We start from the raw sequence: 13635 nt of genomic DNA on the forward strand, positions 1-13635 counted from the left end.
ATCGCGGTCGGTCAGGCACCCGGTCGGACTGGGGCAATTAAGTGAGCCACAGTGATTATAATTGATTGTCTTGATGCGTCGGGAGCGATATAAACTTAATGTAAAGGGGGATGTTGTCTGTCTCGCTTGCTTTATCCGGTGAGCAGGACAGGGGTTAACGTTGCTCAGGGTTGTCAAAACAAGGCGTGTGTTATGAGTCAGAATTCCAGTGAAAGTGCCTTTACTAAACTCACACAGATTATTCAGTCAGCCGCGAAAGCAAATACCATTGAAGCGCAGGTGCAGCACATTGTTGAGGCGATCAGTGAAACCCTGCTGGTCGACGTATGCAGTCTCTATCTGCGGCAGCCGGATGATAGTCTGAGGCTGGTGGCCAGTCGTGGACTGATTCGTAACCATCCGGTTGTTATTCCCTCTAAGCAGGGGTTGGTGGGGCAGGTGATGCAGCAGCAGAACACCATCAATATCAAAGACCCGGATCAGCACCCTGGTTATTTCTACGTTGCAAACTCTGAGGAGGAGCAGTTCCATAGTTTCTGTGGCGTACCACTGGTTTACCGTGCTCAGGTGAATGGTGTTCTGGTCGTGCAGAGCCGTCGTGCTGAAGTGTTGCCGTCCGATCATGTTGCGCTGTTCTCTACCCTGGCAACCCACCTGGCGATGCTGATAGCTACCTATTCAAAGGACCTGTTTGTTTCGCCATCTGAAGCAAAGTTATATCAGGGGATCAGCGGTGCACAGGGAGTAGCGCTGGGTAGAGCATTCATTCGTAAAGAGTCCGGACTTGCCGAAATTCAGAAGCTGAAAGCCGATGATGTAGGAACCGAGCAGACGCGCTGGGTAAGCCTGAAAGCGGAAGCAATGAGCGAATTGCGGGAAGAGCGCGACACCGTCTGCAGTACGTTGGGGGAGGGGCTTGCCTCAGTACTGGATGCCTATCAGATGCTGTTAAAAGATGCGACATTTGAGCAGCGAATTCTGGATGAGGTGGCGCAAGGCTATCAACTGCCCTGGGCGATCCGGCAAGCGGTCAGTTTTTTCTCCGATAAATTTAAAGAGATGGATGACCCCTACCTTCGGGCCCGTCATGAGGATATTGAACAGCTGGGCGCTAAGCTTTATCAGATCTGGCAGCGTACCTCAGAGCCACAAGCGCCGGCAGGAAATGAACCGCTGGTTCTGGTGGGTGACCAGATCAGCGTGTCTGATATTGTTAATCTGGCTACTGACCGGCTGGCGGGTATCGTCTGTTTTGGCGGGGGCTCGCTATCCCATATAGCGGTATTTGCCAATGCCCTGGGCATCCCTGCGGTGATGGGGCTGGGGGAGGTCTCAGTCCAGAACAGTGAGCAGGTTGTGGTTGATGGTGATGCCGGTCAGGTGATCTGCTCTCCCACAAGATCGGCCCTCAGAGAATACAAACGTATTATCTCTGAACGACAGACACTGGCAAATCGTTTACAGGCTGACAGTCAGTTGCCCGCGGTGACTAAAGACAATGTCAGAGTGACATTGCTGGCGAACTCCGGATTGCAGGCTGATGTTTTGCCCGGGCTGAGATTTGGCGCCGAGGGGATTGGCCTGTTCCGTACCGAAGTCCCCTTTATGGTTCGTTCCAGTCTGCCTTCTGAAGATGATCAGGAAAAGATCTATCGCAGACTTATCAGTCACTATAAAGATAAACCTGTCTATTTTCGTACTCTGGATATCGGTGCCGATAAACCGTTGTCATATCTGCCATTGGTGAAAGAGGAAAACCCGGCGCTGGGATGGCGGGGGATTCGCTATATTCTGGATAACCAGCCACTGTTAATTACTCAGTTACGCGCTTTTATGAAGGCGGCAGCTGGTAGTGAGCATGTTCATCTGATGTTGCCGATGATTGCTTCAACCGAGCAGCTGGACCAGTGCCTTGCCATACTCAATGAAGTGCATCATCAACTGATAGAGGAAGGGGTACAGGTCTGCCGCCCCAAAGTTGGCATTATGGTAGAGGTGCCCAGCTGTATCTCTTTGCTGCCGTTCTGGCGCGATAAGCTCGACTTTATCTCTATCGGCACCAACGATCTGAGTCAGTATCTGCTGGCGCTGGATCGTAACAGCCCGCTGGTCGGGAAATGGTACGACTCGCTTCATCCCGCTGTGATACATGAGTTGCTGCGCATCAGCACAATGGCTAAGCAGATAGATCTGCCGGTGAGCGTTTGTGGGGAGATAGCATCTGACCCGGTTGCGGTCATTCTGTTGGTAGGTATGGGGATTCAACAGCTGAGTATGAGTGCCGCGAAGATTCCGCTGATTAAATGGATCTTGCGGAACATCTCCAGAGAGCAGGCAGGCGAACTGCTTGCTGAAGCGTTGCAGCAGGATAATGCCACCGCCATCCGCCAGCTGGGACAGCAGTTTCTCGCGTCAAAACAGCTATTATTTAACGAGACCACGCCAAGATAGAGGCAATCGACTTTGAGTACAATGGCGTTATCAACGGACCTGGCGGCATGGATTAATATCGCCCCCTACCACTGGAGTGCAATCGGCACCGCGCTTTTTTGTGGTGCAGTGATTGGCTGTGAGCGACAGATCAGGGGCAAGCCTGTTGGCATCCGGACCTCCGCGCTGATCACCGTTGGAACCTACCTGTTTCTCGCCAGCGCACTGCTGCTGCAGGGTGAGACCTCTGATCCTACCCGGGTGTTGGGGCAGGTGGTCACTGGCATCGGCTTTCTGGGGGCGGGGGTTATGCTGTCAAAACATGGAGCTGTCATCGGTGTAACCTCGGCCGCAGCGATCTGGATACTGGCCGCGTTAGGCGTGCTTATCAGCATGGGCCATCTGCTGCCTGCTATCAAACTGTCGCTGCTGGTGGTGTTGATTTTATGCGGTGTTGAGTTTATTGAAAACCGTCTGCGTGTGCTGACCCGCGGTGTACATCAAAAAATAGACCAGACCCTCGGGCGTTCTGGAAGGACAAAACTATGAGTACAACTGAGCTGATAACAGCACCGTTGAGGAAGCTGGATAATGAGTTGTACGATCTGGTTAAGGGCTTCAATATTCTGGACAGTGTTAGCCCGGTGAACTACCGGCAGGAAAAAGCTGCGTTTTTTGAATCCAGTTTTTCCCGCAGCCCGGCGTTTGTGTATGCAACTCAGAAGGTCGACTCATTCTGTCTTAAACGCAGTCTTTTTAACCTTCCGGTTGATAAACTTGCCGACCCGGAACTGAGCCAGTTATACAGCGATGTGATCGAGTCTTATGTGGATAAGATTGATCAGTATAAGTCGATCGGCACTGCCGATTTTCTCTACGAGTCGTTTCGCTATTATGGCGAACCCAGCGAAAAAGATATCCGCAATGCTAACTTTATTCTGCACCTGCCCGACCCCGATCCGGGCCGTGATGAGATGCTATGCGCGGATGAGATAGTGAGCCGGCTTGAACGGTTTGCTCAGACGGAAGGCTATGAGTATCAGATCCGCCTGGAAGACAGCATGATTGCTAATGCGCTGGTGTCCGGGACGACGGTTAAAGTTAACCGCTCAGCCAGTGTATCTGAAACGGAAGTTGATGCCCTGGCGCATCATGAACTGGGGGTGCATCTGGTTACCACCCTGAACGCCCGCCGCCAGCCGTTAAAAATCCTGTCGATGGGTTGTCCGGTTAATACCATGACGCAGGAAGGGCTGGCGATACTCAGTGAGTATCTGGCCGGATGTATGACTCTTCCCCGGCTGAAAGTCCTTGCTTTAAGGGTGCTGGCGGTTGAATCGATGGTTGAGGAAAACGATTTCAAGAAAACCTTTCTGTTCCTCAAAGAGCAGCATAACGTTGCCGATGAGCAGGCGTTCACCATTACTGCCCGGGTGTATCGTGGGGGCGGTTTTACCAAGGATTATCTTTATCTGCAGGGCCTGCATCAGATGCTGAATGCCTATGAAACCCGCCCCGATTTTAACAATCTGTTGTCGGGTAAGGTTTCAATTGAACATCTGTCGGTTATTACCGGATTGATCGATAAAGGGTATCTGTTCAAACCTGAGCTGATCAGTCCTGCTATTGCCCATCCACAAGAGAATGATGCGATTCAGAAATTTATCACGCATGCGATTAAATAGAGAACTGACCGGGTTTAGTCTATGGTTTAAGCAGTGGAGGCTGCTGTTTCAGCGCCCGGAGTTAAAGGTTTATGAGTATGTCAGGACCGGCTGCACTGATAGCGTCCCTGACATGGGCTGTGACTTCGCCTCTGCTGACAACCGGAGGCACAGGAGAGATGAAGAAAAGCGACACTGCAACACCTAACAGCGATTCAGCCAACGGGTCTGGCGACAAAACCGCAGCCCAGCATAATGACGCCTCACAGGCTAAGGGGTATTTTGCCCCGGTCAGCGTCGATGAAGGGGCGCTGTGGGGAGTGCAGACACAGCGATCACTGATCAATTTCAATATCGGCCAACAGCGCTTTGAAGCGGATTTTATCGATGCCCTGGTGCATATAAAGCGGGTGTGCGCTGAGGTCAATCATCGTCAGGGACGACTCCCGGACGATCTGTATGACGCCATAACCCAGGCCTGCGACGATCTGCTGGGCGGTAACCATCGGGACCAGTTTCCCCTGCGGGTGTGGCAAACCGGTTCGGGTACCCAGACCAATATGAACGTCAATGAGGTGATCACCACTCTGGCTAACCGGGCACTGAACCCGGGCGAAGATGCATCTGAGGACGGTGCGAAGGTTCACCCCAACGATCATGTCAATATGTCCCAGTCCTCCAATGATGTATTTCCAACGGCGATGCGTCTGGCCGTGGCGCAGCAAAGCGATGACATACTGCTGCCTGCGCTCAATCAGCTGATGACCGCACTGAATGATAAACAGACAGAGTTTGCCGCTATCTATACCGTGGGCCGCACCCACCTGATGGACGCGCTGCCGGTGACAGTGGGTGCAGCGTTGTCGGCACACATCACACAGCTGAAAGAGGCCGCAGAGGCGATACAGGAAAGTCTGAAGGCGGTCTGTAAACTGGCAATAGGCGGCACAGCAGTGGGGTCGGGCAGTAATGCCCCGGAGGGCTTTGGCGATGAGGTTGCCGCGGGTCTGGCACAACGATACAGCCTGCCCTTCAGCCGCCATGAAAATCTTTATGCGGCGGTCTCCGGTGAGGATGCCTCACTGCGTTTCAGTGCTGCCCTGAAGCAGCTGGCCGCGGTGCTGCTGAAACTGGCCAATGATTTTCGTCTGCTGGGTAGTGGCCCCCGCTGCGGCCTGAATGAGTGGCAACTGCCCGCCAATGAGCCCGGCAGCTCGATCATGCCGGGTAAAGTGAATCCAACCCAGTGCGAAGCCCTAAGCATGGTGTGCCTGCAGGTGTTTGGTAACGATCTGACGGTGTCGATGGCGGCCTCGCAGGGCCAGCTGCAACTGAATACCTATCGCCCGGTGATTATCCATAATCTGATGGAAAGCACCGGATTGTTAGCCGATGCGATGAACTCGTTTGCCGTGCATTGTGTGGCGGGACTGGCACTGAACCAACAGCAGATCAGATCGAATATGGCGCATAATCTGTCAATCATCACCCTGTTGGCTCCGCAGATTGGCTATGATACGGCGTCTGCGATTGTTCACGAAGCGCACCTGAACAACAGCTCGCTTTCAACCGCCGCGCAGGTGCTGGGGTATTTCGAGGAGCAGGCGTTTGAATCTTTGATGCGCGATGTGCTGGATCAGCAGTTAAAAGTGAAGCGCTGAGCTCTTTATCGGTAGGATCTTAGCTCAGCGGTGAACATCACTCTGTCATAAGTGAAGTAATCAATGGATGATTCTCCCTGTTCAAAAGAGATTCCTAACATGGGGGTGAGTCCTTTCCAGTCGATATCCCGGTTTAGCAGATTAATATGCCAGACGGTTTTTTTATCGTTTCTTGTTTGGTTGAAAAACGGATCTGTATCACCATAGTCTGCTTTTGTATACCGACCACCCACTTCTACGTTCCAGGAATCAACGGGAATTTCAACGGCAGCAGACAGCGCTGTAGAGCGATAGGAATAGGGCTTTTCTCTGGCGTGGGAGTTTGTCAGGGTTAAGCCCCCGAGAAAACGGGATTTCTCACCAATGGGGACAATCAGCTTGCCAGCTACCGTTTGTAGCGTGGTATCGAGATGATCAGCCTTTTCAAAGTCGAGACGGCCAATGGAGTATTCAATCACCTGGCTGAACTGATCAGTAATTCTGGGACTGTATTTAACACTGACATAGGGGTAACGGTAATTTCCGGATTGGGAGTTCCAGTGGTTCTCTACCCCAGCGGATAACAAGACGTTGCGCTTTTCAGCGGGGGTATAGCGTATGCCGGTATCCAGAGTGTAGCTGTCTAATGAACTCTGTTCAAAATCACGTACGGAAAGAGTGGCATAGGCCTGAGTAAGCAGGTTGTCAGAGAGTGGAATTCCACCCAGCAGTTTATAGTTTAACCCCAGTGCTTCCTGAGTTTCTGGAACGGTATAGGTGTTGTTAAGAATGGTAATCTCTTTTTTTGAGGTAAAGCTGGTTGGGTTATCATCGCTGACCAGGGCGACAGAGAAATCCACAAACCCCACTGCGTTATCAATCTCTTGCAGATACAGATAGACCTTCTGCTTTACCGGCCAGGGCAGGCCGCCAGAGTCCAGCGCTGAGTTGAATATCTCTCTTGATGCTGAAAACTCGCCCGCCAGAAATAGTGCTCTGGCCAGTTCAAGCTCTACACGGGGACTGTATTCCTGCTTCAGAATCTCACGGAAGATAATTGCGGCCAGGGGGTAATCTCCCTGTTGCAGCGCTATCCCTCCCATCACAAACAGCGACTGCAGCTTTTGTTCGGTCGCCAGCTTCTCGGTTTTGACGGGGGGAGGGCTTGCAGGTTTTTCTTCACCGGCATAGCTGTTAAGCCATACCAGTGAAGAGAGCAGTAAACCGATAGTCTGATTTATTTTGATGGGCAACTTACTGCTTGGAACCAAAGGCGCCGGTGTAGTTTTCAACACCGCTACCGGTGAGAGCAAAGGTTCCGCCAGCCTCTTCAGCAGAGGGGCCATAGAAGTAGCCGCTAGCTGAGCCTGTCAGGCCGGTACCGTTCACTGAACCGGAAAAATTATTAGACCCTGCAGCGTAGGTCAGGGTGCCGGAAAGATTGAGGTCTGAATTAACCCCTGTCGCCCCGGTATTCCCATTAACCGTGTTATTGTTAAAGGTGGTGAAGTTCAGGCTTCGGGCTGAAAAGTCTGCATTGATTGATGTATTACCAGCAACAAAGAAAGCCGTTCCCGCCGAATCAATATAAACCCCAGAAGTAATACCAACGAAGGTGGCGCTTCCTGTCGTGGGAACTGCACTACCATCGGTGCGGGACCCTACAGATATTGAGCCAATTCGACCGGCGCTGTTGATATCTCCCATACCGGTGACCCATGATCCGAGGGTCTGGTAATCCCAGCCCATATCTTCAGCAACTATTGCTACGCCATAGTTGCTCTCGTTGGCTGAAAGAACTTCCAGAGTTGGTGCTGAATAGGAAAAAGAATCTGACGATGAGTCCCAACTAACTGTGCCGTTATCTGTGGCTATTGATAACTTTGAGATATTGCCGTTGGAGTCGTAAGTCAGGGTTGCTTTAGCCGTTGAGTCTGTGCCTAAGTCAGTAATACTTGTTACAGATGTAGAGTTGGCAACATAACTGGATTCCACTGACTGCCCTTCAATATCAACTATTGTGTTTGGCGGAATAGCGCTGAAGCTGGTGAATGAGCGTTTAACAACTGCACTGCTACCGCCGCCTCCACCGCCACACCCGGTAACCAGCAGTGAGACGCTGCAGCAGAGAAGCGTTGCTTTCAGAGAATTATTCATCTGTCATTCCTTTGCAAATACCGGTTAAATTCCATCTGACCGATCTGCTTTCTTTTAGAAATCAGATATTGTCGCTGTGTCATTCAGCAGATAGTTAAGCAACTACCCGACGTTCCGGTGTCATAATATTTGTGGCTGAACTGCCCTGTCTGATTTTTTAAAATTCAAAAGCCAGTGCCGCCTGTTTCGCAAGAATCTTATGAAGTATGTCTGTTTGAATCAAGCGTTTGACACGCTTTTTTCGGTATACAGCTCAATAGATTATCGACTATTTCAATATTATTTTTGTGAAGTTGTTTTTTATTATCCTTTAGTCGTATTTTTCGATTTGTTTATAATCCGGAACGAAAAAATATATGGCTTGTTGTTCCGCGTGCTATTTCATCAAAATAGTGAATATTCTGTATTGACCGTGACGCAAATTAGTCCGATACTCGCGCCATTATGAAACCATCTCAAAACACACCAATATCAGTGACTGAATACCTGAATACATTGCGACGCCATGTATCGTATACCTGTGTCTGTTTGGGTGTGGTGGGCCGACGACGATAACCGTCTGAGCCAGCAAAATACTCAAAGAGCCGCAGGTAACCCCTGCGGTTTTTTTTGTCCAGAATTTACGCTATGCCGCGGGCGAATTGATGTGCAAGAGCGGCGAAGCCCGAATTAATTATTTTTTAAGGAATAAACAGATGGAATCTCATTCTGTCACCGACGTTGTAGCGAAGCAAAACTATCTGATCCCGATTACTAAACGGCCTGAGCTCTGTTTTATCCGTGGAGAGGGCCACTATCTGTTTGATCAGAATGACAACGCTTATCTTGACTGGATTCAGGGTTGGGCGGTTAACACCCTGGGCCACAGTCCGAAGCTGATGCAGCAGGCTCTGATCAGACAGTCATCGCAACTGATCAACCCCAGCCCGGCTTTTTATAATCAGCCGATGCTGAACCTGGCAGAGATGCTATGCGAGAACTCCCGGTTTGATCAGGTGTTCTTCACTAACAGTGGTGCGGAAGCTAATGAGGGGGCGATTAAGCTGGCGCGGAAGTGGGGTCAGAAGAACAAAAGTGGTGCGTTTAAAATCATTACCTTCCAGCAGAGCTTCCATGGCCGGACACTGGCTACGATGTCGGCTACCGGTAAAGAGGCGTTTGCGCCACTGTTTGAGCCGAAAGTGAGCGGCTTTACCAAGGTGCCCTATAATGATCTGGCGGCTACTGAAGCCGCCATTGATGATCAGACTGTTGCGGTAATGCTGGAGCTGATTCAGGGTGAAGCGGGAGTGATCCCGGCGGATGCTGAGTTTGTTGCCGGACTGGATGCGCTGTGTAAACAGCATAATCTGTTACTGGTCGTGGATGAAGTGCAAACCGGTATCGGCCGTACGGGCAGTCTGTTCGCCTATCAGCAGTATCAGGCTGAGCCGCATATTATGACGCTGGGTAAAGGCCTGGGGGGTGGTGTGCCGATTGCGGCGATGGTCATCGATAAAACGGTCAGCTGTTTTGATCCTGGTGATCAGGGAGGCACATACAACGGTAATCCGCTGATGTGTGCCGTCTCCGGCGCAGTGCTGAAAGAGGTGTTGGCTGCAGACTTTCTACCACAGGTGAACCGGGTCAGCGAGTATTTTTGTCAGCGGTTGTCTGAGCTGGCTGAAGAATTTGGTCTGGGAGCGATTCGGGGTAAAGGCCTGTTACTGGCGATCAATACCGGTCCCTTTTCCGGTCCGAAGATTGTTGAACTGGCCAGAGACGCAGGGCTATTGCTGAATGCGCCCAGAGAGGACTCCCTGCGGTTTATGCCTGCACTGACGCTGACTGAAAAAGAGGTGGATGAAGGCATTGCACTACTGGCCGGTGTATTAAGAACGCTGGTCGCCAAATAACTATTGCTGTGATGGTGCGCCTTTTGTGAAATCAAACCTGGTTCCGGGATCGTCCGGAAGCAAAAAACTGTTAAACAACCCTGTAAATGTGGGGTGCCCAAACCGTCAGTGTCTGATGTGCTCAAGCATCGCCCCAAACCTTTGGACTGACATATGTATAAAACGCTTTTCGTGGTCGATGATGATGTTTCTTTGTCGGGGCTGCCTGCTAATACCCTGACCTTTGAAACCTATCTGCGGGATTATCCTAAACTGGGTGAACCGAAAATCCGCATTATTAACCTGTGTGATACCGAGCGCTATCTCAGTAAGGGCTATTACTGCTCCCTGCTGGCGGAAGCCCGGCAACACCAGGTGCTGCCCAGTGTTAAAGTGATCAATGCCCTGCGCAGCCGCCGCAGTTCCGGTCTTTGGCTCAGCAGTTCGTTGCTGGCCGGCCTGGCTGAACAGCAGCTCGTTGCGGGCTCTCACATTATCTGTATGGGGGCGGTTGAAGATGTCCGCTTTAAAAAAATCGCGGGCAAAGCGTTTCAGCAGTTTCCGGCACCATTGCTGGAGATGTCACTGAGTGTGACTGAATCGGGCTATGATATCCGTCTGAGCCGTTGTTCTCTGTCATCTCTGACCGCTGAACAGCTCAGCTTTGCCCTTGGGGTGATGGATGATTACGCCCGTATCAGCTGGCACAAGAAGGGGGCAGGCAAAAAATACCGTTGGGATCTGGCGATTCTGGTGGACCCGCAAGAGAAGGTTCCCCCCAGTGATAAGCGGGCGATCTCCCGGTTTGTTAAAGCGGCCGAAAAGTATGGTATCCGCGCCCAAACGGTAACGGCGGATGAGTTAAATCATCTGAATCAGTTCGACGGTCTGTTTATTCGTGAAACCACCGCCATAGACCATCATACCTACCGTCTGGCGTGCGAGGCGGAAGAGAATGGTCTGGTGGTGCTGGATGACCCCAGCTCGATACTGCGCTGTTGCAATAAGGTCTATCTGCACGATGCGTTTAACTACAAGAAGGTGCCCAGCCTGAAAACTCAGGTTATTACCGATGCCAGTGAGGAGACGCTGGACAGCATTGAAATGGCGTTTGGCTATCCGGTCGTACTGAAATTGCCTGAAGGGTCGTTTTCTAAAGGCGTGTTCAAGGCTGAGTCCCGCGGCGAACTGAAGACCCTGCTGGATCAGTTGTTTCAGGAATCTGCCTTACTGCTGGCACAGGAGTATATGTTCACCCAGTATGACTGGCGCATAGGCGTGCTCAACGGCCGGGCAATCTATGCCTGCCGCTACCATATGGCGCGCAACCACTGGCAGATCTATAACCATGGATCAAAGCGCAACTTCTCTGGCGGATTTGACACCCTGGCGACATTTGAAGTGCCGCGGGTGGTGCTGGATGCGGCACTGAAAGCGGCCGCCGTGGTGGGAGATGGTCTCTACGGTATCGATATTAAAGAGGTGGATAAGTGCGCCTATGTGATAGAGGTGAACGATAACCCAAGCATTGATAGCGGTGTCGAGGATCTCTACCTGGGTGAAGAGTTGTATATGCAGATTATGCATGAGTTCCTGCGTCGCTTTGAGCTGCGTGGACGCTAGGCCATGATCAGGGATAACCATTGATGAAAACCAAACCTGATCTTCAGAGTGTGACCTTACGCCGGGCAACTCTGGATGATCTTAATACACTGGAGCAGATAGAGAACAACTGCTTTGCAGGGGATCGGCTGCATCGGCGCAGTTTGCGCAACTGGATAAAAGCCCCTCATGGTGAGTTTATTGTTGCTGTCAGTCAAAGCCGGGTGGTCGGATATGGTCTGGTCTGGTGCCATAAAGGCACCCGGCTGGCGCGGTTGTATTCATTGGCACTGTTGCCAGAGATGCGCGGTTCCGGCACCGCTGTCAGACTGATACGCGAACTTGAGTCCGCCACCGCAGCACGGGGCTATCTGTTTATGCGTCTGGAGGTCGCTAAAACCAATCAGGCGGCCGCCGCGCTATATCGTCGCTGTGGCTATCGGGTGTTTGGTGAATATCACGACTATTATGAAGATCATTCCGATGCACTGCGGATGCAGAAGACGATTCAGTATCTGAGCATCGATAAAACCCAGCGTCTGACCCCCTGGTATCAGCAAACCACCCCTTTTACCTGCGGCCCGGCAGCGCTGATGATGGCGATGGCCAGCCTGGATCAGTCACAGGTGGTGGACCAGAAAGAGGAGCTGGATATCTGGCGGCAAGCCACCACCATCTTTATGACCACCGGCCACGGTGGCTGCCATCCGCTGGGGCTGGCCCTGGCCGCCAGTCAGCGGGGCTTTGCTGTGCAGGCACTGATCAACACCGAAGGCCCCCTGTTTATTGATGGCGTGCGATCTCCACATAAAAAAGAGGTGCTGGCGGTTGTGCATCAGCAGTTTGTGGAGAAGGCCGATCGTGATGAACATATCGATGTGATCTATGCGGAGATAGATCAGCAGCGGATATCAGACTGGCTGCAGGCGGGCTATGCGGTGATTATTCTTATCAGCACCTTCCGGCTGGATGGCAAAAAAGCGCCCCACTGGGTGGCGGTTACCGGCATTGATGAGCGCTGCTTATACGTCCATGACCCTGATGCGGAGGATATCAGCCAACTGGCGATCGATAACCAGTATCTGCCGATTACCCGACAGGATTTCGATAAGATGTCTGCCTTTGGCAGTGGCCGGCTAAGAACAGCGGTGGCGATTAAGAAACAGGGTTAAACATCGGCCGGGACTTTACCGGTGATTTTCTCACAAAAGCTTCAAAAATATGACCAAAGCGCATATTAAGCAGCTGAGTAAGCTTTTGGAACAGCTATTTACTGCCTGATCATTGATCTGGCAGGCCTCTGCGATCTTTAATATTGAGGAAAGGCACTTTAACTGTTTGAAAGTTTGAATAAATAGAGGCAGAGTGTTGGTATTACTAGTTTTAGATTTCAAGGATGTAAATGGCTAATTACTGGTCAGAATCTGAAGTTGAGGCGGCCGTTCAAGACTACTTCGATATGCTTCGTCTTGAATTGCTGGGCGAGAAATACAACAAAACTGCGCACCGGCGAGCGTTAAAGGAGCGGCTCAGTGGGCGTTCCGATGGTTCGGTTGAGCTCAAACATCAAAATATTAGTGCTGTACTAATTGAATTTGGGATCCCTTTTATTGATGGCTATAAGCCTCGCTATAACTATCAACGTAAAGTTTTGCCTTACGCCGTAACTGATTATTTAGTTAAAAATCCTGAAGTGTTGGCTCTTTTTCAAGCTGATTCTGAGGTTGTTCCCAAGGTGCCAACTGTTACCGACTTCTTAGCTGCATTTGATAAGCCTCCTAAGCCTGAAGAACGAACTGCAAGTGCTATTTCAGAGCCTAAGGCTGTCTATATTCCTAACGTAGTAAACTATTTGGAGCGGGAAGCGCAAAACCAAAAGCTGGGCGATGCGGGCGAGCAGTTTGTTATCAATTTTGAACAAGCGAGATTAATTAGAGCCGGAAAAGAGTCTCTTGCGGACCGAATAGAACAGGTGTCTGTGACCGAAGGCCCTGCGGCAGGCTTTGACATCCGTTCTTTCGAGGAGGATGGCACCGATCGTTTTATCGAAGCTAAGACAACTAAGTATGGGAAAAGTACGCCATTCTATGTAACGCCCAATGAGTTACGCTTTTCTCAAGAAAACGCAAAACGTTACCACCTTTACCGGGTATTTAAATTTCGTGCAGATCCAAGGGTATTTGCGCTACAGGGTAATTTGGAAGAACTCTGTGATTTAAAGCCATCAGAATATATGGCTCGGGTGAGTTAGACACATAGCAACGGGCT

The 13635-nt window shown here is 51.0% G+C and carries 10 protein-coding genes; 8 read left to right on the forward strand and 2 right to left on the reverse strand.

Features of this window, described 5'->3' with window-relative positions; all coding sequences use genetic code 11:
* Window positions 1–192 precede the first annotated feature (192 nt).
* The 4 genes from ptsP to OCU43_RS01775 all read left to right on the forward strand — a co-directional run bounded on the left by ptsP (window position 193) and on the right by OCU43_RS01775 (window position 5755).
* Window positions 193–2451, forward strand: a complete 2259-nt coding sequence (gene ptsP, locus OCU43_RS01760; RefSeq protein WP_091355008.1) for a phosphoenolpyruvate--protein phosphotransferase — start codon at window positions 193–195, stop codon at window positions 2449–2451.
* A 21-nt stretch (window positions 2452–2472) separates the two neighbouring features.
* Window positions 2473–2979: an MgtC/SapB family protein gene (locus tag OCU43_RS01765; RefSeq protein WP_091355011.1), complete on the forward strand. Its 507-nt coding sequence runs from the start codon at window positions 2473–2475 to the stop codon at window positions 2977–2979.
* A complete protein-coding gene (locus OCU43_RS01770; protein ID WP_091355014.1) occupies window positions 2976–4115 on the forward strand; it encodes a flavohemoglobin expression-modulating QEGLA motif protein in 1140 nt (379 codons plus the stop codon). The genes OCU43_RS01765 and OCU43_RS01770 overlap by 4 nt, the downstream gene beginning before the upstream one ends.
* Window positions 4116–4186: 71 nt before the next feature.
* Window positions 4187–5755, forward strand: coding sequence for a class II fumarate hydratase (locus OCU43_RS01775; protein WP_217647395.1), 1569 nt, complete (start codon window positions 4187–4189; stop codon window positions 5753–5755).
* Between the two features lie 5 nt (window positions 5756–5760).
* On the opposite strand, the gene OCU43_RS01780 is transcribed toward OCU43_RS01775, so the two are convergent.
* Together OCU43_RS01780 and OCU43_RS01785 are read right to left on the reverse strand one after the other, a co-directional pair.
* Window positions 5761–7026: a surface lipoprotein assembly modifier gene (locus tag OCU43_RS01780; RefSeq protein WP_175483445.1), complete on the reverse strand. Its 1266-nt coding sequence runs from the start codon at window positions 7024–7026 to the stop codon at window positions 5761–5763.
* Window positions 6989–7891, reverse strand: a complete 903-nt coding sequence (locus OCU43_RS01785) for a transferrin-binding protein-like solute binding protein (RefSeq protein WP_091355019.1) — start codon at window positions 7889–7891, stop codon at window positions 6989–6991. Before OCU43_RS01785 ends, OCU43_RS01780 begins: the two co-directional genes overlap by 38 nt.
* A 695-nt stretch (window positions 7892–8586) precedes the next feature.
* On the opposite strand from OCU43_RS01785, the gene OCU43_RS01790 reads away from it, so the two are divergent.
* From OCU43_RS01790 to OCU43_RS01805, 4 genes are all read left to right on the forward strand, one after another.
* On the forward strand, window positions 8587–9786 hold the full coding sequence (locus tag OCU43_RS01790; protein WP_091355021.1) for an acetylornithine transaminase: 1200 nt from the start codon (window positions 8587–8589) through the stop codon (window positions 9784–9786).
* Window positions 9787–9939: 153 nt separating this feature from the next.
* Window positions 9940–11388 carry a RimK family ATP-grasp domain-containing protein gene (locus tag OCU43_RS01795; protein WP_091355023.1) on the forward strand — a complete coding sequence of 483 codons (1449 nt, stop codon included), beginning with the start codon at window positions 9940–9942 and terminating at the stop codon, window positions 11386–11388.
* A gap of 23 nt (window positions 11389–11411) precedes the next feature.
* The gene (locus OCU43_RS01800; protein WP_091355025.1) at window positions 11412–12539 is read left to right on the forward strand and encodes a GNAT family N-acetyltransferase/peptidase C39 family protein; all 1128 of its coding nucleotides are present in this window, start codon (window positions 11412–11414) and stop codon (window positions 12537–12539) included.
* Between the two features lie 230 nt (window positions 12540–12769).
* Window positions 12770–13618 (forward strand): protein NO VEIN domain-containing protein, encoded by an 849-nt coding sequence (locus tag OCU43_RS01805; protein WP_091355028.1) that lies wholly within the window; start codon window positions 12770–12772, stop codon window positions 13616–13618.
* Window positions 13619–13635: the final 17 nt, after the last annotated feature.

The organism is Amphritea atlantica (genome assembly GCF_024347255.1).
Classification (GTDB): Bacteria; Pseudomonadota; Gammaproteobacteria; order Pseudomonadales; family Balneatricaceae; genus Amphritea; species Amphritea atlantica.